The sequence below is a fragment of the Glycomyces sp. MUSA5-2 genome (assembly GCF_037034145.1).
In the GTDB taxonomy this organism is placed as follows: domain Bacteria; phylum Actinomycetota; class Actinomycetes; order Mycobacteriales; family Micromonosporaceae; genus Glycomyces; species Glycomyces artemisiae.
On the sequence record NZ_JBAGKG010000004.1, the window covers coordinates 579,858 to 598,233 of the forward strand.

Below are 18,376 nucleotides of genomic sequence, written 5' to 3' on the forward strand. Positions count from 1 at the left end.
ACGGTAGGGCCGGGACGGTTCGGCGGCCGCCGAAGTGTCGCGGGGGCACAATCGGGGCATGACCGATCGCGCGCAGGGAACCAGGCTGGCGGAGGTCGCGGCGGTGCTCGCGGACCCGACGCGGGCCACGTTCTGCGTCGCGCTCCTCGACGGGCGCGCTTGGACCGCAGGCGAACTCGCGCGGGTCGCGGGCGTGTCGGCGCCGACGGCCACCGGGCACCTGCACCGCCTCGTCGACTCCGGGCTGTGCACCGAGCGCAGGCAGGGCCGCCACCGGTACGTGCAGCTCGCCGACCCCGAGACCGCCGCGCTCATCGAGTCGCTCGCCGGGCACTTCCCCGCGGCCGCCGCGCCGACGGGCCTGCGGGCGTCCACCGCGTCGGCGGCGCTGGCGCGCGGCCGCACCTGCTACGACCACCTCGCCGGGCGGCTCGGCGTCGCGGTCACCGACGCGATGACCGGCCGCGGCCTCATCGACCGGGACGCGGGGTTCGCGTTGAGCGACAAGGGACGCGACTGGATGACCGCTGAGCTGGGTGTCGACACCGCGACGTGGTCGGCGGGCCGCCGCCCCGCCGCGAAGGAGTGCCTGGACTGGACGGAGCGCCGCAGCCACCTCGCGGGGCTCGCGGGCGCGGCCGTCTGCGCCCGGTTCCTCGAAGCGGGCTGGATCCGGAGGATCGGGTCGACGCGGGCCGTGCGCCTCACCGGCCCGGGCGCCGAGGCCCTGGAGCGGCTGCTCGGCCTCGACGCTGCGGCGTTGCGGTAGGTCAGTCGGTGCTGACGGCCTCGAACGTCCAGATCGACGCGTCCGGACCCGGCTCGGCGTCCTCGTCGTAGTCGCCGTACACGGTCACGTCGGCGAATCCGGCCTCGTGGAGGACCTGGAGGAACTCCTCGACCTCGAAGCACAGCAGGCCGCTGTTCTGGAGCTGCGTCTCGACCAGCCGGCCCTTGCGCCACAGCTCGTAGCGCAGCCACCGGACGACCCGCAGGCCCAGCGGGTCGACGTCGACGTGCATGGTCTGCAAGGTGAGCAGGTCGTCGACGCCGTCCTGCCAGTGCCGCAGGCCCCCGGGGTCGGTGAAGTGCCGCGAGGGCGGCAGGTCGACGAAGAGGCGCCCGCCCGGGCGCAGGCTCGCGTGCATGAGGCGCAGCGCCTCGACGGCGGCGGACCGGTCGGGCAGGAGCACGATCGACCCGGTCGGGACCAGGACCGCTTCGTACGCACCGGGTTTGACGTAGGAGGTCATGTCGCCGATGAACACGTCGGCGTCGAGCCCGGCCTCGTCGAGGTTGCGGCGGCAGATGTTCAGCATGTGCGCCGACGTGTCGTAGCCGGTCACGTTGAGCCCCAGGCGGACCAGCGGCACGAGCATCCGGCCGGTGCCCACGGCCGGTTCGAGGATGTCGCCCTCGGTCCCCGCGAGGCGGCGCGAATAGAACTCGACGTCCCCGTTGAGGGACTTCCCGACCGGCTTGTCGAGCTCGTAGACGCGGGCGGAGAGTTCGCCGTAGTCCCAGTCGGCGCTGCGGGTCTGCGTCATCGCGGGGTCTCCCGTCGTCGTGCGTGGGAGTGAGCTTAGGGCGCGAACGCCTGGGAGGCAAGGGAGATCCGGGGACGGAGCGGGGCCGCGGCGCTGCCGCGGCCCCGGCGCGGACTAGCGGGCCGCGCTCTGGTTCACGATGACGTCGAACCCTTCGAGCAGGCCGATCTGCTCGTACCGGCCCGGACCGGTCTCCTGGTAGAGGGCGACCGAGTCCTCCAGCGCGTACTTCTGGTTCACCGGCGGGAAGCCCTCCGCCGGGACCGCCGGTTCGAGCACGAACGGGTCGGTGACCAGCGTGATCGGGTCGCCTCCGCTCTCGAAGCCGCGCGGCAGTTTCCGGACGTCGAACGCCAGGCCCGTCGCGAAGTCGATGATCCCCGGGTCGTCGCAGTGCAGGCTCTCGCCGCGGTCGGGGCCGATCATGACGTCGACGTCGCCGAAGTCGCCGCCCGAGCCCTGCTTGCGGTGCAGGAACAGGTCCTGGATGCCCGAGTACCCCTCCGGGTCCGGGACGGCGAGTTCCGCGTCGCCCTTGAGCTTGCCGGTCCCGTACAGCTCGTCGCCGGTGTCGAGGAGGCTGATCGAGGCCCGGCCGGACAGGTCGATTCTGGCGGCGTCGAGGTCCGGGACGACGTCGAGCTGCTGCGGCGGTGCCGCCGAGGCCCCCGCGGCCCCGATGAGCGCCGCCACCGGCACGGCGGCGGCAGCGGCCGCCAGGCGGCGCAGGCGCTCGGGATGGCGGAGTCGGAAGGATCGGACGGGTCGTGCGTTCGGCATGGCGCTCCCTGATGTCGTCGGGCGCCCCGGTCCACAGCGGACCGGGGCCGTTGCCGCACCGGACTCTATGCACTCCCGCAGCCGTCCAGGCATGTTCGCCGAAACCCCGCCGCACCGGCACCGGACGCGGTATCCGGACGGCCCGGCGCGGATACTTGCCGTATGCGTGCTGGCCGCCTGGTGTCGATGATGCTGCTGCTCCAACAGCGCGGGCGGATGACCGCCGACGCACTCGCGGCGGAGCTCGGCGTGTCCGTGCGGACCGTGTACCGGGACGCGGAGGCGCTCGCGGCCGCGGGCATCCCCATCTACGGGGAGAGCGGCCACGAGGGCGGCTACCGGCTTGTCGAGGGCTACCGGACGCGGCTGACCGGGGTGACCGCGGGCGAGGCGGAGGCGCTCGCGCTCACCGGCGTCCCGCAGGCCGCGACCGACCTGGGCCTCCAAACCGAGCTGGCGGCCCTGGAGCTGAAGCTCTCCGCGGCGCTCTCACCGCAGCAGCGGGAGCGGGCCGAGCGGGCGCGGCGGCTGTTCCACCTCGACGTGGTCACCTGGTTCCAGCGGTCCGAAGCGGTGCCACTCCTGGCGCTGGTGGCGAACGCGGCGTGGGAGCAGCGGCGGATCAGGGTCCGGTACCGGCGCTGGAAGGAGCCGCGCGAGGTCGAGCGCGAACTCTGCCCGCTCGGCCTGGTGCTCAAGGGCGGGCGCTGGTATCTGGCGGCTTCGCAGGGGACGGGGCCCGTGCTGCCGTACAAGGTCGCGAACCTGCTGGCGGCGGCCAAGACCGACGAGGAGTTCGAACGGCCCGAGGGCTTCGACCTCGCGGCCTGGTGGGCCGAGAACCTCGACGCCTTCGACGCCCGCCGCTACAAGGGGACCGCGGTCGTGCGGTTCTCGCCCGAAGCGGTCGAGCGCGCCTCGGACCAGCTCGACGCGGACGCCTTGGAGGCCATAGCGAAAGCCGACCGCGACGGAGACGGGTGGGCCGTCGCCACCATCCCCGTCGAGACCGACTGGGTCGCCTCCGGCGAACTCATGAAGCTCGCCGGCGTCGAAGTCCTCGAACCCGCCTCCCTGCGGGCGATGATGCGCGAACGCGCCCAGGCGGTCCTCGACCTCCACAACTGACCGCGCCGCATGTCACCATGCCGCCGCTGTCGGACCCGGATGTCACTGTTGCAACGGGGGGATCTCAGACGCGACACGCCCGAGCGCGGGACGCAGAGCATCGTTCACCTTGCCGCGCAACGAGAACGCCGTGGCCGCCATCGCCAGCGCGCAGACCGCGCCGAGCAGGTAGAAGCCGTAGCGGATGTGGGTGGCGTCGGCGACGGCCGCGACCAGGACCGTCATCGCCGCGCTCAGGCCCAGCCCCGCCGCGTTCACCGCGCCGAACAGGCGCCCGGCGCGGCGCTCGGGCACCGAGCGGAGCAGGATCGAGCGCAGGCCGACCCGCGACATCCCGACCATGAAAGCCGCCGGGGGCACCGCGAGGAGCAGCACCACCAGGTGCAGCGGCAGCACGAACGACATCAGCGCGCACCCGACGCCGCCGACGACCGCCGCCCGGAACTCCCCGAACCGCGCGGCCACCCGCGGGAACAGCGCCGCCGCCACGCAGAACCCGAGCCCCGCAAGCGCGTCCACGACCCCGTACACGCCCGCGCCCCGGTCGAACGCGACGTACACGAGCACGATCAGCGTCGTGTTGCTGACCATGATGAGCATCTGCCCGCACGCGTACAGCAGGCCCAGCCGCACCAGCGGAGCGCCCGGCACGCCGCCGTCCGCCGCCGCGTGCGCGGCGGGGCCGGTCCGGGCGGGGGCTTTGCGCATGGCCCACAAGGCGACCGCCGAGGCGAGGAACGTGACGCCGTTGAACATGAACAGGGGCGTGGTGCCGACATAGTGGATGAGGATGCCGCCGAGCGCCGCCGACAGGAGCAGCCCCAGCTGCATCGCGATCTCGTAGTGGGCGCTGAAGACCGCCGTGCGGGCCGGGTGGACGCGCTCCTTGATGAGGGCGCCGCCCGCGGGCGTGAACATCGCCGACAGGAGCGACAGGGCGAACGCGGTCCCGTACGCGACCGGCCCGGGATCGCCCCCGGCGAGGATCCAGACCGGGAGGAACGCGGCGGCCGCGGCGCTGGCGAGGTCCGCGATGAGGCAGAGGGTGCGCCGGTCGAAGCGGTCGGCGATCGAGCCGAACCACAGCGACAGGAGCGCGGGCGGGATCGAGACGAGGATGTAGAGCCAGCCGACGGCGAGCGCGCTCTGGCCGGTGGTGAAGACGAGGACGGCGGCGGCGACGAGCTGGACGCCGTTGCCGAGGCTGGTGATGAACGTGGCGGGCAGGAGCAGGCGCTCGGCGCGGTTGCGGGGCGGCAGCACGACGGGGCGGGCGGCCTGGGCGGTGGTCGTCATGGTGAAGAGGATGCGGCAGGTTCACTGACAGATCGTGTCAGTGAAGTGCGGTTAGCTGGCTCACAACGAAGCCGGGCGGGCCGGAGCGCGATGCGCTCCGGCCCGCCCCACCGCCTTGCAGCGGCTACGGGTCAGACCGCCGTCGGCCACTCGCCCGGGCGCCGCGGCGTCTCGGGCGGCGTGAAGTGCGCCGCGCCCCGGCCCGCCAGATATGCCGCCAGCGAAGTCGGCACCACGTCCGGGTAGTCCGCGTTGCGCACGTCCCGCAGCGAGCCCGTTCCGTCGAACATGGCCACCTGGGCCTGCAGGGCCACGTACTCGACCAGGCTGGACGCGTTGAACTGCCGGCGCACCACTTCCGCGCGGAGATCCTGGAGCGTGCCCTTGCGCACCAGTTCCCACTGCCGCCCGGACGCCGCTTCGACCTCGTCTCGCAGTTCTATCATGGACAACTGCTGGCCGACCACGTGCACGTCGCGGCCCGCGGTACTCGGGTCGAGCGCGATCGCGGCCGTGAACGCGGCGGTGTCGGCGATGGTGGTCATGTCGATCGGGCGCGTGCCGTCGCCCCACACCGAGAACGTGCCGGCCGCCGGGTCGAGCACCTCGTGGACCGCTCCGAGGAAGTACTCCGGGAACGCGCCGATCGCCACCGACGTGCGCGCGACCGTCGACGTGGCGAACGAGTCCGCGAACACGCGGCGGAGGTCGGACAGGACGTTGACGCCGTAGCCGTATCCGTAGAGGTTGATCGAGAAGTCCGACGGGATCATCCGGTGCACGCCGGCCCGCTCCGCGGCCCGCAGCAGCTCCCGCTGCCCGTCGATGATCACGTCGGGCCCGCCCTGGACCGCGGACACGACGACCTCCACGCCGTCGAGGTGGCGCGCCAGCGCGTCCGCGCCGTCCGCCAGGTCGCCGACATGCGCCGTCAGATTCGGGTGCGCCGTCAGCTTGTCCACTGAGGACTTCCGAACCAGCGCGCGCACGTCGGCGCCCCGATCCAGCAGGTGCTTCACGATCTGGCCGCCGAGGCTGCCGGTCGCGCCCGCCACGAGCACTGTCGTCATTGCCTTCACTCCTTGTTCGGATTGCTCGGGAACGGCCGATCGCCTTGCGCGTCTTCGCGAGACGCGGGGTGCGGCCTCGATCGGTCAGGCTCCGGCGGGCAGGCTGGTGTGCCCCGGGATGCCGCCGAACCCGCCGGAATGGAAGTCGCGGTAGGCCTGTGCGATCTCGGCCCGGGTGTTCATCACGAACGGGCCGTGGGCGACGACGGACTCGCCGATGGGCCGGCCGGAGAACAGCAGCACCGCGGCCTGTTCGTCGGCGTCGGCGGCGGCGAAGGCCAACGTGGTCGGATCGCCCTGCCCGGACACGGGATCGGACCAGGCGATCTGCCCGGCGCGCACGGTCCGGCCGCCGACCGTCAGCCGGCCCGCGATCACGTACGCGAACGTGCGTTCGCTCCCGTCGAGCACCTGGCGGTACTCGGCCTTCGGATCGAGCGTGATCACCATGCCCAGGATCGGCCAGTGGTTGACCGCCGGACCGCGCACCGCCCCGGTCGCTCCCGAGATCACCTGGACCAGCACGCCCGGCTCGGTGTGCACGGCGTGCTTGCCGGCCCGCAGGTCCTGGTAGCCGGTGGGCACCAGCTTCTTGTGCGACGGAAGGTTGAGCCACATCTGGATCACGTGGGCGTGCTCCGAGCGGGCGGCGACCTCGCGGTGGATGACGCCCCGCCCTGCGGTCATCCACTGCACGTCCCCCGGCCCGAGCTCACCGGCGTTGCCCATGCTGTCGCCGTGCTCCAGGACGCCGTCCAGGATGAGGGTCACGGTCTCCATCCCGCGATGCGGGTGCCATTCGAAGCCCGGCTGGTTGACCAGTTCCTCTCCCATGAGCAGGAACGGATCGGTCCAGGAGTCCCTGCCCGGTGGGATGATCAGCGAACTGCGAGCGGACATGGCGGTCGGGCCGAGGTCCACCTTGTCGAACACCCGGTCCACTCGCCGGGCCGCCGGCGCGGTCGGTGCGGTCATGGCGTGCTCCCCTCTCGTCGGTCAGGGAAAGCCTCGCACTCGCCGATCCGGCTTGGCAAACGTCACCAAAGCGACTTACTTTTGAGAAGTGACCAGCTCTAGGGAAGCACTGAGACCGCCGGACGCGCCCGTCGACGAGGAGCACTGCCACCGGATCCTGCGCGCGATCGACATCATCGGGACGCGCTGGACCGGACCGATCCTGCTCGCCGGCGCCCGGGGCGCCCGCCGGTTCAAGGAGTACCGCGCCTTGGCCCCGGGCATCTCGGATCCGCAGTTGACGTTGCGGCTCAAGCAGCTGCAGGCCCGCGGGCTCATCGAGCGCACGGTCATCCCCAGCACGCCCGTCCAGATCAAGTACACGCTCACACCCGACGCCGAAGAGCTGATCTCCCTCCTTCAGCCGTTGGCGCACTGGAGCGAACGCCACCTCCCGCCGGAGGACTCCTAAGCGCCCGTGTACTCGGCGAGGTGCTTGCCGGTGAGCGTCTGCTTCTGCTTCACCAGGTCGGCGGGGGTGCCCTCGAAGACGACCTTGCCGCCGTCGTGGCCGGCGCCGGGGCCGAGGTCGATGATCCAGTCGGCGTGGGCCATGACGGCCTGGTGGTGCTCGATGACGATCACGGACTTGCCGGACTCGACGAGGCGGTCGAGGAGGCCGAGGAGGTTCTCGACGTCGGCGAGGTGGAGGCCCGTGGTCGGCTCGTCCAGGATGTACACGCCGCCCTTGTCCCCCAGGTGGGTCGCGAGCTTGAGGCGCTGGCGCTCGCCGCCGGAGAGGGTGGTGAGCGGCTGGCCGATCTTGATGTAGCCCAGGCCGACGTCGTGGAGGCGCTGCACGATCTTGTGCGCCGCAGGCACTTTCGACTCGCCGTCGGCGAAGAACGCCTCCGCTTGGGCGACGGACATGCCGAGGACCTCGCTGATGTCCCTGCCGCCGAGCTTGTACTCCAGGACCGCGGCCTGGAACCGCTTCCCCTCGCAGTCCTCGCAGGTGGTGGACACCGAGGCCATGATGCCGAGGTCCATGTAGACGACGCCCGCGCCGTTGCAGGTGGGGCAGGCGCCCTCGGAGTTGGCGCTGAACAGGGCGGGCTTGACGCCGTTGGCCTTCGCGAACGCCTTGCGGATCGGGTCGAGCAGGCCCGTGTACGTGGCGGGGTTGGAGCGCCGCGAGCCCTTGATGGCGCCCTGGTCGATCGCGACCACGCCCTCCTGGCCCGCGACGGACCCGTGGATGAGGGACGACTTCCCGGACCCGGCGACGCCGGTGACGACGCACAGGACCCCGAGCGGGATGTCGACGTCGACGTCCTGGAGGTTGTTCTCGTTCGCGCCGCGCACCGCGAGCTTCCCGGTGGGTTCGCGCAGCTCGTCCTTGAGCTTGGCGCGGTCGTCCAGGTGGCGGCCGGTGAGCGTCCCGGACTTGCGCAGGCCCTCGACGGTGCCCTCGAACTGGACGGTGCCGCCGTCGGTGCCCGCGCCCGGGCCGAGGTCCACGACGTGGTCGGCGATGGCGATCGCCTCGGGCTTGTGCTCCACGACGAGGACGGTGTTCCCCTTGTCGCGCAACTGGAGCAGCAGCTGGTTCATGCGCTCGATGTCGTGCGGGTGCAGGCCCACGGTGGGCTCGTCGAAGACGTACGTGACGTCGGTGAGCGAGGACCCGAGGTGGCGGATCATCTTGGTGCGCTGGGCCTCGCCGCCCGAGAGCGTGCCGGAGGGCCGGTCGAGCGACAGGTAGCCGAGGCCGATCTCCACGAACGAGTCGAGGAGGTCCCGCAGGGACTTCAGCAGCGGCTCGACGGAGGGCTCCTTGATCCCGGCGACCCAGGCGGCGAGGTCGGAGATCTGCATCTTGCAGGCGTCGGCGATCGAGACGCCGTCGATCTTGGACGAGCGGGCTTCGGGGCCGAGGCGGGTGCCCTCGCACTCGGGGCAGGTCTGGAAGGTGACGGCCCGCTCCACGAACGCGCGGATGTGCGGCTGCATCGCCTCGACGTCCTTGGACAGCATGGACTTCTGGATCTTGGGGATGAGGCCCTCGAACGTGACGTTGATGCCCTCGGCCTTGATCTTGGTGGGCTCCTTGTACAGCAGGTCGTGGAGCTCGCGCTTGTTGTACTTCTTGACCGGCTTGTCGGGGTCGAAGAACCCGGAGGCGCGGTAGATGCGCCCGTACCAGCCGTCCATCGAGTAGCCGGGGATGAGGATCGCGCCCTCGTTGAGGGACTTCTCGCCGTCGTAGAGCGCGGTCAGGTCGAAGTCGTTGACCGAGCCGACGCCCTCGCAGCGGGCGCACATGCCGCCGAGCCGGTTGAACGTGGCTTTCTCGGCGATGGTCTTGCCGCCGCGCTCGACGGTGATCGCGCCCGAGGCGGACACCGACGGCACGTTGAAGGAGAACGCGCCGGGCCCGCCGATGTGCGGGTCGCCGAGGCGGCTGAAGAGGATGCGCAGCAGCGCGTTCGCGTCGGTGACCGTGCCGACGGTGGAGCGGATGTTCGCGCCCATGCGCTCCTGGTCGACGATGATCGCCGTGGTCAGGCCGTCGAGGACGTCCACTTCGGGGCGGGCGAGGGTCGGCATGAAGCCCTGCACGAACGCCGAGTAGGTCTCGTTGATGAGCCGCTGCGACTCGGCGGCGATCGTCGAGAACACGAGCGAGCTCTTGCCGGAGCCGGACACGCCGGTGAAGGCGGTGAGGCGGCGCTTGGGGAGGTCGACGCTGACGTCCTTGAGGTTGTTCTCGCGCGCGCCCTGCACGCGGATCAGGTCGTGCGCGTCGGCCGGGTTGGGTGTCGTGCCGGTGGCCATGGTGTGGTGGTCTCCATCCGTCTCCGGGGCCGGGGCGGCCCGCCGCCGAGACTACCGGCGGCGGGCGACAGTCCCGCGGACCTTACGAATCGAAGGCGTCTACTTACGCGGCTGGTTGAAGCGGAGCATGTTCCCGGCCGGGTCGCGGAACGCGCAGTCGCGCACCCCGTACGGCTGGTCCATGGGCTCCTGGAGGACGTCGGCCCCCGCGGCGCTGATCCGCTCGAAGGTCGCGTCGACGTCGTCGGTCTCGAAGATGACGCCGCGCAGCAGGCCCTTCGCGAGCAGCTCGTTCATGGTCGCCCGGTCGGTCTCGGAGGCGTTCGGGTCGGCCAGCGGCGGTTCGAGGACGATGTTCACGTCGGGCTGGTCCGGGGAGCCGACGGTCACCCACCGCATCCCCTCGAAGCCGACGTCGTTGCGGACCTCCATGCCCAGGACGTCACGGTAGAAGGCGATGGCCTTGTCGTGGTCGTCGACGGCGATGAAGCACTGGGAAAGATTGATGCTCATGGGACCAACTTACGAGGACGCGGGGGGCTTCGCTTCTCGATTCCTGACCGGTCTCGTGTAGGCCTTCGCGATGCACGCGGGGATGTTCGCGCCGTTGTCGTGGTCCCGGGCCCGGTACGCGCTCGGGGACTCCCCCACCAGCTCGGTGAACCTGGTCGAGAACGTCCCCAGCGAGTTCACCCCGACCGCGAAGCACACCTCCGTCACCGTCATGTCGCCCCGCCTGAGCAGGGCCTTCGCGCGTTCGATGCGGCGGGTCATGAGGTACGAGTACGGAGTCTCGCCGTACGCGGCGCGGAAGCTCCGCGAGAAGTGCCCCTGCGACATGAGCGCGATCCGCGCCAGCGCCGCCACGTCGAGCGGCTTCGCGTAGTCGCGGTCCATGGCGTCGCGGGCCTTCCGCAGCCGGGCCAGGTCCTCCAGGTCCATCCCGTCAGTTTCCCTCAAGGTAGGCGAGGACGGCCAGCACGCGCCGGTTGTCGTCCTCCGACTGGCCCAGGCCGAGCTTGCGGAACACGTTCGCGGAGTGCTTGCCGACGGCCTTCTCCGTGATGAACAGGGACGCGGCGATGGCCGCATTGGTGCGGCCCTCGGCCATGAGCCCGAGGACCTCCAGCTCGCGGGGGGTGAGCGCGTCGAGGCGGTTCTGCTGCTTGCCGAGGAGGCGGGCGACGACCTCGGGGTCCATGGCGGTGCCGCCCGCGGCGACGCGGCGGAGCGCCTCGATGAACTCGCCGACGTTGGAGATGCGGTCCTTGAGGAGGTAGCCGACGCCGCCGCGGCGGTCGCCGAGGAGCTCGCGGGCGTACAGCTGCTCCACGTACTGGGAGAGCACGAGGATCGGGAGCGCGGGGATGTGGCGGCGGGCCTCGATGGCGGCGCGCAGGCCCTCGTCCTTGAACGTCGGGGGGAGGCGGATGTCGACGACGGCGACGTCAGGGCGGTGCTTGAGGAGCGCGGCGGTGAGCGCGGGGCCGTTGTCGACGGCCTCGACGACGGTGAAGTCGTGCGCTTCGAGCATCCGGGTGAGGCCGTCGCGCAGGAGCGAGTGGTCTTCGGCGAGGACGACGTCCATCAGAGCTCCTTGCGTTCGGTGGTCCGGGCTCAGCTGCCGGCCGCGCGCTTATTCTCGACCGCCGCGGGGCCGACCGCGACGGCGGGGATGGTGAGCGTGACGGTGGTGGGGCCGCCGTCGGGGCTGTCGACCTCCAGGGTCCCGTCGAACGCGGCGAGGCGCCGGGAGACGCCGTCGAGGCCCCCGCCCGAGGCGACCGCCGCGCCGCCGCGGCCGTCGTCGCGCACTTCGATGCGGACGAGGCCGTGCTCGTGGGTGACGACGACCTGCACCTGGGTCGCGTCGGCGTGCTTGGTGATGTTCGTGAGGATCTCGTTCGTCGCGAAGTACGCGGCCGCTTCGAGGGGGGCGGGGAGCTTCCCGCCGAGCCGGTCGACCACGGACACCGGGAGCGGGTGGTCGAGGGCCATGGCCTGGAGCGCGCCGGTGAGGCCGCGGTCGGCGAGGACGGGCGGGTGGATGCCGCGCACGAGGTCGCGGATCTCTTCGAGCACGTCGGAGCAGGTCTGGCGGGCCTCGGCGACGAGCGCCCCGGCCTGCTCGGGCCGGTCCTGGTGGAGGAGCTCCTCGGCCATGCCGAGGGTGAGGCTGAGGGCGGCGATGCGGGCCTGCGCGCCGTCGTGGAGGTCGCGCTCTATGCGCCGCAGCTCGGCGGCGGCGTGGTCGGCGGTCTGGTCGCGGGACTGCCGCAGCTCGGAGACGCGGGCGGTGAGCAGGGCCTTCGCGGTGGGGCCGAGGAGGAGCACGCCGAGGTGGGAGTACCAGCGCAGGAACAGCTCGCCCCAGCGCCACCAGGCGACGCCGCAGCCGAGCGCGAGCGGCACGAGCATGAGGGTCTTCGCGGGCGTGTCGAAGTCGTAGAACCCGAAGTCGTTGACGCTCGGGTTGGGCGCGGAGTGGAACAGCCACACCAGGAGCAGCGGCTGCACGAGGTAGTAGACGGCGACGCCGAACACGCCGAGGTACAGGAGGTTGACGAGGAACCCGAGGGTCGCGTCGATGGCGAGCCACGCGAAGTCGCGCCAGGTGGCGGCCTCGCGCACGAGGTGGAGCGCCTGCTGGTCGAGGCGCGCGCGCTTGGGGCGCTCGCGGTAGGGGACGGGGATGTCGACGCCGAGCTGCTCGCCGATCATGCGCCGCTGGGAGTTGGCCCAGAGGCGGATGGCGAGGAACACGCCGACGGCGACGGGGATGCCGATCCAGAAGACGACGAGGATCCCGGTGGCGAGCGACGCGGCCAGGAGGACGGCGGCGATCAGCGTGAAGCTGAACCGCAGGACCGACCAGCCGGGAAGGGCCAGTCGGCGCGTGATCGGATGGGCCGGCATCGTCATGGTGCGGCAAGCGTACCCGTACAGGGGCCGCGACCTGCGGCGCTGTCCCGGCTACGCTGTGGGCGGAGGAACGGGGGGACCGGATGGGGTCGTGGGCGCTCGTCACGGGCGCGTCGTCGGGGATCGGCGCGGCGTTCGCGCGGCAGCTGGCCGGGCGGGGCATGCACGTCGCGGTCGTGGCCCGCTCGCGGGACAGGCTCGAAGCGCTCGCGGCGGAGCTGCGCGAGTCCTGCGGCGTCGAGGCGCTCGTGGTCGCGGAGGACCTCGCGGTCCCGGACGCCGCGGACCGGGTCGCCGCGGCCGTGGCCGGGATCGAGGTCGAGGTCCTGGTCAACAACGCGGGGATCGGGACGTTCGGGCGGGACGTGTCGATCGGCGCCGACTACAGCCGCGACACCGCGATGGTGAACGTCGTGGCCGTGACGGGCCTGGTGAAGCGGTTCCTGCCGGGCATGGTCGAGCGCGGGCGCGGGTCGGTCGTCAACGTCGCGTCGATGGCGGGCTTCCAGGCGCAGCCGTACATGGCGCTGTACGCGGCCACGAAGGCGTTCGTCGTGAACTACAGCCTGGGCCTGTGGGCCGAGACCCGCGGGTCGGGCGTGAAGGTCCTCGCGGTGTGCCCGGGGCCGGTGGACACGGGCTTCCCGATCGCGAACGGCATCAAGTACGACCGGCGGCGCCTCGGCTGGCTCCTCGCCGACCCGGAGAAGATCGCGCGGCAGTCGCTCAGGGCCCTCGACCGCGACAAGGGCTACGTCGTCCCCGACGCGAGGAACTGGCCGGAGGCGCACCTGCTGCCGCGGCGCCCGCGCAAGCTCATGACGCGGCTGATCGGCCTGGTGCTCAAGCGGTTCGCGGACTACCAGGAGCGGTGAAGGGCCCGCCGCCCCGTCCCGTCCGCCCTAGGCGAGGACGCGCGCGATCGACAGCCCGTCGTAGCCCTTGACGCCCACGGTCTGCATGACGGTGCCCTCCAGCTTCGGGTGCGCGGCGACCTTCTCCAGGTAGGACCGCACGCCCTGCACGTTCGGGTCGCGGCTGAGGCCGTCGGCCACGGCCCCGCCGCGCACCACGTTGTCCGCGATGATGAGGCTCCCCGGCCGGGTCAGCTGCAGCGACCAGTCGAGGTAGGTCGGGTACCCGCCCTTGTCCGCGTCGATGAACACCAGGTCGAACGGCTCCCCGCCCTCCTCGGCGAGCTTCGGGAGCGTCTCGGCGGCGGCGCCCACCCGGATCTCCACGGTCCCCACGAGCCCGGCGCGCGCCACGTTGCCGCTGGCGACCTCGGCGTGCCGGGGGCTGTACTCCAGGCTCACGAGGTGCCCGTCCGCGGGCAGCGCCCGCGCCATCCAGATCGCGCTGTAGCCGCCGAGCGTGCCGACTTCGAGGATCCGCTTGGCGCCCAGGGTCTTCGCGAGGAGGTAGAGGAGCTTGCCCTGCGCGGGCGAGACGGAGATCGGCGGCAGCCCGGCCCGCTGGGCCGCGGCCGTCGCGCCGGCGAGGACGTCGTCCTCCCCGACGAGCAGCGATCCGAGGAACGCGTCGACTTCGGTCCATTGCCCCTGGCCCATTGTTCGCCCCTTCCGACGGGTCCGAGAACGTCGATGAAACGCTATCACCGCGGCCCCGCGGAACTCGCTCCGTTAAATTCGGACTTTCCAGGCGAGTGGGACGAACGCGCTATCATGTCCGGGCCTCGGATGCGCGCGAAATGGTACCGCGAATGGGTGAAGCCTGTTGTTGTAATTACGACATTGACGGAAGATTAACGGTGGTCTTTTGTCGGATTTTGCCCCTGAATCAGCGGAACGCGCCGGGCTCGGTCTTGCCGATCGTCGTACGGCGCAAGGGCTTGAATGATAGACCTGAGTCACGACTTGTTCGCGGTCGCGAAACCGGTGCTCCGGTGCGGCGGCGGACTGGAATGACGGCCGGCTTCGGGGGAGCCGGCCGCACACTGGGGGGTAACGCTATGAGCATGGCACGATCGGCGACAGTCGATATCGGCACCACCATGCGGCTCGTCGCGCCCGATTTCGCGACGGTGAGTGTGCGCGCGAGTCTGCGATACGACCCGGACGACCCTTACGCGGTCTGCGTCATGTTCCATCCGGACGGGACGGACGCCGACCAGGTGGCCTGGTCCTTCTCCCGGGAACTGCTCGCCAAGGGACTGGAGGAGCCCACCGGCATCGGCGACGTGCGCGTCTGGCCCTGGACGACCCCGCGCGGCGAGTCGGTGGCCCTGGCGCTCTCCTCGCCCGACGGCAACGCCCTCTTCGAGATCAACCGCGGCGTCGTGCAGCGCTTCCTCCGCCGGGCCTACAGCCTGGTCCCCCGCGGCCGCGAATCGGGCTATGTGGACATGGACACCACCCTCACGAAACTGCTCGCCGGCGGTGTGTAGCCGCCGCAGGCGACGAAGGGGAAGGGCGGACCGGGATTCCCGGTCCGCCCTTTCCGTGTCCGCTAGGAGCGCAGCAGCGCCGCGGTCTGGGAGGCGATCTCGCCTTCCTCGTTCGTCGGGATGACCATCACCGTGATCGGCGACTGCGGCGTCGAGATGACCGGCCCGCCCGCCGCGTTCGCGGCCTCGTCGAGGTCCACGCCGAGCGCCACGAGCGACGACAGCGCCTGCGCACGCACCTCCGCGCTGTTCTCGCCGATCCCGGCGGTGAACGCGATCGCGTCGGCGCCGCCGAGCGCCGCGATGTACGAGCCGATGTACTTGCGGATCCGGTAGCAGTAGATCTCCAGCGCGACCTGCGCCGCCCGGTCCCCCGCCCTGGCGGCCTGCTCGATCGCCCGGTTGTCCTGGTGCCCGCTCAGCGCGAGCATCCCCGACCGCTTGTTCAGGGCCGCATCGAGGTCCGCGAAGCTCGCCCCGGTCCGCCGGTGCATGTGGAACACGATCGCCGGGTCGATGTCGCCCGACCGGGTCCCCATGACGAGCCCTTCGAGCGGCGTCAGCCCCATCGACGTGTCGATGGAGCGGCCCCGCTCGACCGCCGTCACCGACGCCCCGTTGCCGAGGTGCGCCACGATCACGTTGACTTCCTTGGGGCTCTTGCCGAGCAGCTCGGCGGCCTTGCGGGAGACGTACGCGTGCGAGGTGCCGTGGAAGCCGTACCGGCGCACCCCGTGCTCCTCGCGCCACTCGCTCGGCACCGCGTACAGGTGCGCCCGCTCCGGCACCGTCGCGTGGAACGCAGTGTCGAACACGGCGACCTGCGGCAGCTTCGGGAAGAGCTTGCGCGCGGTGCGGATGCCCTCCAGGTTCGCGGGGTTGTGCAGGGGCGCGAGCGCCGACAGCTCGTCGATGGCGCGCTCCACCTCGTCGTCGACGACGACGGGCTGCACGAACCGCTCCCCGCCGTGGACGACGCGGTGCGCGACCGCGATCAGCCCGGCGTCCGCGAGCGGCGTCCCGGCCTCCTCGAAGGCCGCGACCATCGCTTCGAGGCCCTCGCCGTAGTCGGCGAAGCGCCCCTCCCGCACGGTCTTCTCCCCCTCGTGCTTGTGGGTGAGGACCGAACCGGACTGTCCGATGCGCTCGATCAGGCCCGAGGTCGACGCCTCCATCGTCTCGCCGTCGACCAGCTGGTACTTGATCGACGAGGAACCGGAGTTGATCACCAGGACCGGTGCGCCCATTGGCACTTCCCCTCTAGAGCGCCCGCCCGCTCAGGCGGTCTGGCTCGCTTGGATCGCGGTGAGCGCGACCGTGTTGACGATGTCCGGCACGGTGGCGCCGCGCGACAGGTCGTTGACCGGCTTGCGCAGGCCCTGGAGCACCGGGCCGACCGCGACCGCGTTCGCCGAGCGCTGCACGGCCTTGTACAGGTTGTTGCCGGTGTTCAGGTCCGGGACGATGAAGACGGTCGCCTTCCCCGCGACCTGCGAGTCCGGGAGCTTCGTGCCTGCGACGCCGGCGTCGGCGGCGGCGTCGTACTGGATGGGCCCCTCCACGGGAAGGCCGGGTCGGCGGGCGCGGACGATCTCGGTGGCCGCCCGGACCTTGTCCACGGCTTCGCCGTGGCCCGAGGTGCCGGTCGAGTAGGAGAGCATCGCCACCCGCGGTTCCACGCCGAACTCGGCGGCGGTGCCTGCCGAGGATAGCGCGATGTCGGCGAGCTGCTCGGCATCGGGGTTCGGGTTGACCGCGCAGTCGCCGTACACGAGCACGCGGTCTTCGAGGCACATGAAGAACACCGAGGAGACCACCGCGACCTCGGGCCGGGTCTTGATGATCTCGAACGAGGGCCGGATCGTGTGGGCGGTGGTGTGGACCGCGCCCGAGACCATCCCGTCGGCCATCCCGGTGTGGACCATCATCGTCCCGAAGTACGACACGTCGGCGACCTGGTCGTACGCGGCCTCCTCGGTGACGCCCTTGTGGGCGCGCAGCCGCGCGTACTCCTTCGCGAAGCGCTCGCGGATCTCGTGGTCGCCGGGGTTGAGGATCGCGGCCCCGGTGATGTCGACGCCCAGCTGCGCGGCCTGCGAGCGGATCTCGGCCTCGGAGCCGAGGAGCGTCAGGCGGGCGACGTCGCGGCGCATGAGGATCTCGGCCGCCTTGAGGATGCGCGGCTCGGCGCCCTCGGGCAGGACGATGTGCTTGTCGAGGGCCTTGGCGCGCCCCAGCATCGAGTGCTCGAACATGATCGGCGTGACCACGGTGGGCTTGGCGAGCGCGAGCCGGTCGAGCAGGTCGTCCCCGTCGACGCCCGCGGCGAAGTCCTCCAGGGCGCGGGTGATCTTGCGCTGGCCGCCCGCGGCGAGGGAGCCGGTGACGTCCCCGGCGAGGTTGGCCATGTCGAACGTGTCGTGCGGGACGAGCGCGATCGGCAGGCGGGAGTCGAGGCCCGCGACGATGTCGAGGATCTGCGGCTCGGGCCGGATGCCGCCGGTGAGGAACACCGCGGAGAGGCTCGGGGTGCCTTCGGCGAGGTGCGCGGCGATGAGGCCGAGGAGCACTTCGGAGCGGTCGCCGGGGAGGATCACGGCCTTGTCGTCGGCGAGGCGCGTGAGGAGGTTCGGGAGGGTCATGGCCGCGACGACGACGTCGCCGACGGTGCGGGTGAAGACGTCCGGGTCGCCGGAGATGAGGGTGCCGCCGGCGGCCTCGATGAGCTCGCCGACGGTGGGCGCGACGAGTTCGGCGTCCTCGGCGACGACGCCGGTCCCGGGGTGGGCGGCCCTGACGAGGTCGGCGTCGGCGGGTTCGACGCGGTTGACGACGGTGCCGAGCACGGTGGCGTGGTCGGCCTCGGCCTGCGCGGTGCCGAAGCGGAGCGCGGCGGCGATGTCGGCGGGGGTCTTGCGGTGGCCGGTGACGACCAGGAGCATCGGCGAGGCGAGGTTGACGGCGACGCGGGTGTTGTACGCGAACTCGACGGGCGAGGACACGTCGGAGAAGTCGGAGCCGACGACGAGGACGACCTCGTGCTTGTCGGCGAGTTCGTGGTAGCGCTCGACGATGGTGGTGAGCGCGGCGTCGGCGTCGGCGCGCACGTCCGAATAGGTCGTGCCGACGGAGGCGGCGTAGGAGGCGGGGAGCCGGTACTGGCCCCTGAGGAGGGTGATGATCGGGTCCCCGGCGGCCGTGTGGTCGTCGCGGACGATGGGGCGGTAGACGGCCACGGAGCCGGCGCGCCTGGTGAGCAGGTCCATGACGCCGACGGCCACCGTCGACTTGCCGCTGCCGGGGTCCAGGCTGGCGAGGTAGAGACTTTGAGCCACGGCTCCAACGCTATCCACCCCGTGCGCGCCCCGCAGCCGATCTGCGCGGCGGCTCACCTGTGAGCTTGGGCGCGAGCGGGGGTGGGCGGGCGGGGACGT

The 18,376-nt window shown here is 71.6% G+C and carries 18 protein-coding genes; 5 read left to right on the top strand and 13 right to left on the bottom strand.

What is annotated here, in order from left to right:
- Positions 1–58 precede the first annotated feature (58 nt).
- The gene (locus WA640_RS16310; protein ID WP_335988956.1) at positions 59–769 is read left to right on the top strand and encodes an ArsR/SmtB family transcription factor; all 711 of its coding nucleotides are present in this window, start codon (positions 59–61) and stop codon (positions 767–769) included.
- 1 nt (position 770) lies between these two features.
- Here the strand turns inward: WA640_RS16310 and WA640_RS16315 are convergent, their stop codons facing one another.
- Entirely contained in the window at positions 771–1,547 is a 777-nt protein-coding gene (locus WA640_RS16315) for a class I SAM-dependent methyltransferase (RefSeq protein ID WP_335988958.1), read from the bottom strand.
- Positions 1,548–1,661: 114 nt separating this feature from the next.
- Positions 1,662–2,327 carry a hypothetical protein gene (locus WA640_RS16320; protein WP_335988959.1) on the bottom strand — a complete coding sequence of 222 codons (666 nt, stop codon included), beginning with the start codon at positions 2,325–2,327 and terminating at the stop codon, positions 1,662–1,664.
- Between the two features lie 162 nt (positions 2,328–2,489).
- Here WA640_RS16320 and WA640_RS16325 point away from each other — a divergent pair, with 162 nt between their 5' ends.
- Entirely contained in the window at positions 2,490–3,455 is a 966-nt protein-coding gene (locus WA640_RS16325; RefSeq protein ID WP_335988960.1) for a helix-turn-helix transcriptional regulator, read from the top strand.
- 42 nt (positions 3,456–3,497) lie between these two features.
- Here WA640_RS16325 and WA640_RS16330 read toward each other — a convergent pair whose 3' ends face one another.
- The 3 genes from WA640_RS16330 to WA640_RS16340 form a co-directional block, all read right to left on the bottom strand.
- Complete coding sequence (locus WA640_RS16330) at positions 3,498–4,751, bottom strand: MFS transporter (RefSeq protein ID WP_335988961.1); 1,254 nt, start codon at positions 4,749–4,751, stop codon at positions 3,498–3,500.
- 131 nt (positions 4,752–4,882) lie between these two features.
- On the bottom strand, positions 4,883–5,821 hold the full coding sequence (locus tag WA640_RS16335; protein ID WP_335988962.1) for an NmrA family NAD(P)-binding protein: 939 nt from the start codon (positions 5,819–5,821) through the stop codon (positions 4,883–4,885).
- Between the two features lie 84 nt (positions 5,822–5,905).
- A complete protein-coding gene (locus WA640_RS16340; protein WP_335988964.1) occupies positions 5,906–6,796 on the bottom strand; it encodes a pirin family protein in 891 nt (296 codons plus the stop codon).
- Positions 6,797–6,884: 88 nt separating this feature from the next.
- Here WA640_RS16340 and WA640_RS16345 point away from each other — a divergent pair, with 88 nt between their 5' ends.
- A complete protein-coding gene (locus tag WA640_RS16345; RefSeq protein ID WP_335988965.1) occupies positions 6,885–7,247 on the top strand; it encodes a winged helix-turn-helix transcriptional regulator in 363 nt (120 codons plus the stop codon).
- Here the strand turns inward: WA640_RS16345 and WA640_RS16350 are convergent.
- From WA640_RS16350 to WA640_RS16370, 5 genes are all read right to left on the bottom strand, one after another.
- Positions 7,244–9,613: an excinuclease ABC subunit UvrA gene (locus WA640_RS16350; RefSeq protein ID WP_335988966.1), complete on the bottom strand. Its 2,370-nt coding sequence runs from the start codon at positions 9,611–9,613 to the stop codon at positions 7,244–7,246. The two genes, WA640_RS16345 and WA640_RS16350, sit on opposite strands and share 4 nt — an antisense overlap.
- Before the next feature lie 99 nt (positions 9,614–9,712).
- Positions 9,713–10,126, bottom strand: coding sequence for a VOC family protein (locus WA640_RS16355; RefSeq protein ID WP_106362446.1), 414 nt, complete (start codon positions 10,124–10,126; stop codon positions 9,713–9,715).
- Positions 10,127–10,135: 9 nt separating this feature from the next.
- Positions 10,136–10,555 (bottom strand): helix-turn-helix transcriptional regulator, encoded by a 420-nt coding sequence (locus tag WA640_RS16360; protein ID WP_106362445.1) that lies wholly within the window; start codon positions 10,553–10,555, stop codon positions 10,136–10,138.
- A 4-nt stretch (positions 10,556–10,559) separates the two neighbouring features.
- Positions 10,560–11,201, bottom strand: coding sequence for a LuxR C-terminal-related transcriptional regulator (locus WA640_RS16365; protein ID WP_106362444.1), 642 nt, complete (start codon positions 11,199–11,201; stop codon positions 10,560–10,562).
- Positions 11,202–11,230: 29 nt separating this feature from the next.
- Positions 11,231–12,535 carry a sensor histidine kinase gene (locus WA640_RS16370; protein ID WP_335988967.1) on the bottom strand — a complete coding sequence of 435 codons (1,305 nt, stop codon included), beginning with the start codon at positions 12,533–12,535 and terminating at the stop codon, positions 11,231–11,233.
- Between the two features lie 83 nt (positions 12,536–12,618).
- On the opposite strand from WA640_RS16370, the gene WA640_RS16375 reads away from it, so the two are divergent.
- The gene (locus WA640_RS16375; protein ID WP_335988968.1) at positions 12,619–13,410 is read left to right on the top strand and encodes an SDR family NAD(P)-dependent oxidoreductase; all 792 of its coding nucleotides are present in this window, start codon (positions 12,619–12,621) and stop codon (positions 13,408–13,410) included.
- Positions 13,411–13,437: 27 nt separating this feature from the next.
- Here WA640_RS16375 and WA640_RS16380 read toward each other — a convergent pair whose 3' ends face one another.
- The gene (locus WA640_RS16380; protein WP_335988969.1) at positions 13,438–14,106 is read right to left on the bottom strand and encodes an O-methyltransferase; all 669 of its coding nucleotides are present in this window, start codon (positions 14,104–14,106) and stop codon (positions 13,438–13,440) included.
- 401 nt (positions 14,107–14,507) lie between these two features.
- On the opposite strand from WA640_RS16380, the gene WA640_RS16385 reads away from it, so the two are divergent.
- Positions 14,508–14,942: an SsgA family sporulation/cell division regulator gene (locus WA640_RS16385; RefSeq protein ID WP_091043033.1), complete on the top strand. Its 435-nt coding sequence runs from the start codon at positions 14,508–14,510 to the stop codon at positions 14,940–14,942.
- A gap of 62 nt (positions 14,943–15,004) precedes the next feature.
- On the opposite strand, the gene WA640_RS16390 is transcribed toward WA640_RS16385, so the two are convergent.
- Together WA640_RS16390 and pta are read right to left on the bottom strand one after the other, a co-directional pair.
- Positions 15,005–16,189 carry an acetate/propionate family kinase gene (locus WA640_RS16390; RefSeq protein ID WP_335988973.1) on the bottom strand — a complete coding sequence of 395 codons (1,185 nt, stop codon included), beginning with the start codon at positions 16,187–16,189 and terminating at the stop codon, positions 15,005–15,007.
- 30 nt (positions 16,190–16,219) lie between these two features.
- Positions 16,220–18,277 (bottom strand): phosphate acetyltransferase, encoded by a 2,058-nt coding sequence (gene pta / locus WA640_RS16395; RefSeq protein WP_335988975.1) that lies wholly within the window; start codon positions 18,275–18,277, stop codon positions 16,220–16,222.
- Between the last annotated feature and the right edge of the window lie 99 nt (positions 18,278–18,376).

Bases quoted from the DNA above. Each gene is read 5' to 3' on its own strand.
- WA640_RS16310 (WP_335988956.1), top strand. From the start codon at position 59: ATGACCGATCGCGCGCAGGGAACCAGGCTGGCGGAGGTCGCGGCGGTG.
- WA640_RS16315 (WP_335988958.1), bottom strand. From the start codon at position 1,547: ATGACGCAGACCCGCAGCGCCGACTGGGACTACGGCGAACTCTCCGCC.
- WA640_RS16320 (WP_335988959.1), bottom strand. From the start codon at position 2,327: ATGCCGAACGCACGACCCGTCCGATCCTTCCGACTCCGCCATCCCGAG.
- WA640_RS16325 (WP_335988960.1), top strand. From the start codon at position 2,490: ATGCGTGCTGGCCGCCTGGTGTCGATGATGCTGCTGCTCCAACAGCGC.
- WA640_RS16330 (WP_335988961.1), bottom strand. From the start codon at position 4,751: ATGACGACCACCGCCCAGGCCGCCCGCCCCGTCGTGCTGCCGCCCCGC.
- WA640_RS16335 (WP_335988962.1), bottom strand. From the start codon at position 5,821: ATGACGACAGTGCTCGTGGCGGGCGCGACCGGCAGCCTCGGCGGCCAG.
- WA640_RS16340 (WP_335988964.1), bottom strand. From the start codon at position 6,796: ATGACCGCACCGACCGCGCCGGCGGCCCGGCGAGTGGACCGGGTGTTC.
- WA640_RS16350 (WP_335988966.1), bottom strand. From the start codon at position 9,613: ATGGCCACCGGCACGACACCCAACCCGGCCGACGCGCACGACCTGATC.
- WA640_RS16355 (WP_106362446.1), bottom strand. From the start codon at position 10,126: ATGAGCATCAATCTTTCCCAGTGCTTCATCGCCGTCGACGACCACGAC.
- WA640_RS16360 (WP_106362445.1), bottom strand. From the start codon at position 10,555: ATGGACCTGGAGGACCTGGCCCGGCTGCGGAAGGCCCGCGACGCCATG.
- WA640_RS16365 (WP_106362444.1), bottom strand. From the start codon at position 11,201: ATGGACGTCGTCCTCGCCGAAGACCACTCGCTCCTGCGCGACGGCCTC.
- WA640_RS16370 (WP_335988967.1), bottom strand. From the start codon at position 12,535: ATGACGATGCCGGCCCATCCGATCACGCGCCGACTGGCCCTTCCCGGC.
- WA640_RS16375 (WP_335988968.1), top strand. From the start codon at position 12,619: ATGGGGTCGTGGGCGCTCGTCACGGGCGCGTCGTCGGGGATCGGCGCG.
- WA640_RS16380 (WP_335988969.1), bottom strand. From the start codon at position 14,106: ATGGGCCAGGGGCAATGGACCGAAGTCGACGCGTTCCTCGGATCGCTG.
- WA640_RS16385 (WP_091043033.1), top strand. From the start codon at position 14,508: ATGAGCATGGCACGATCGGCGACAGTCGATATCGGCACCACCATGCGG.
- WA640_RS16390 (WP_335988973.1), bottom strand. From the start codon at position 16,189: ATGGGCGCACCGGTCCTGGTGATCAACTCCGGTTCCTCGTCGATCAAG.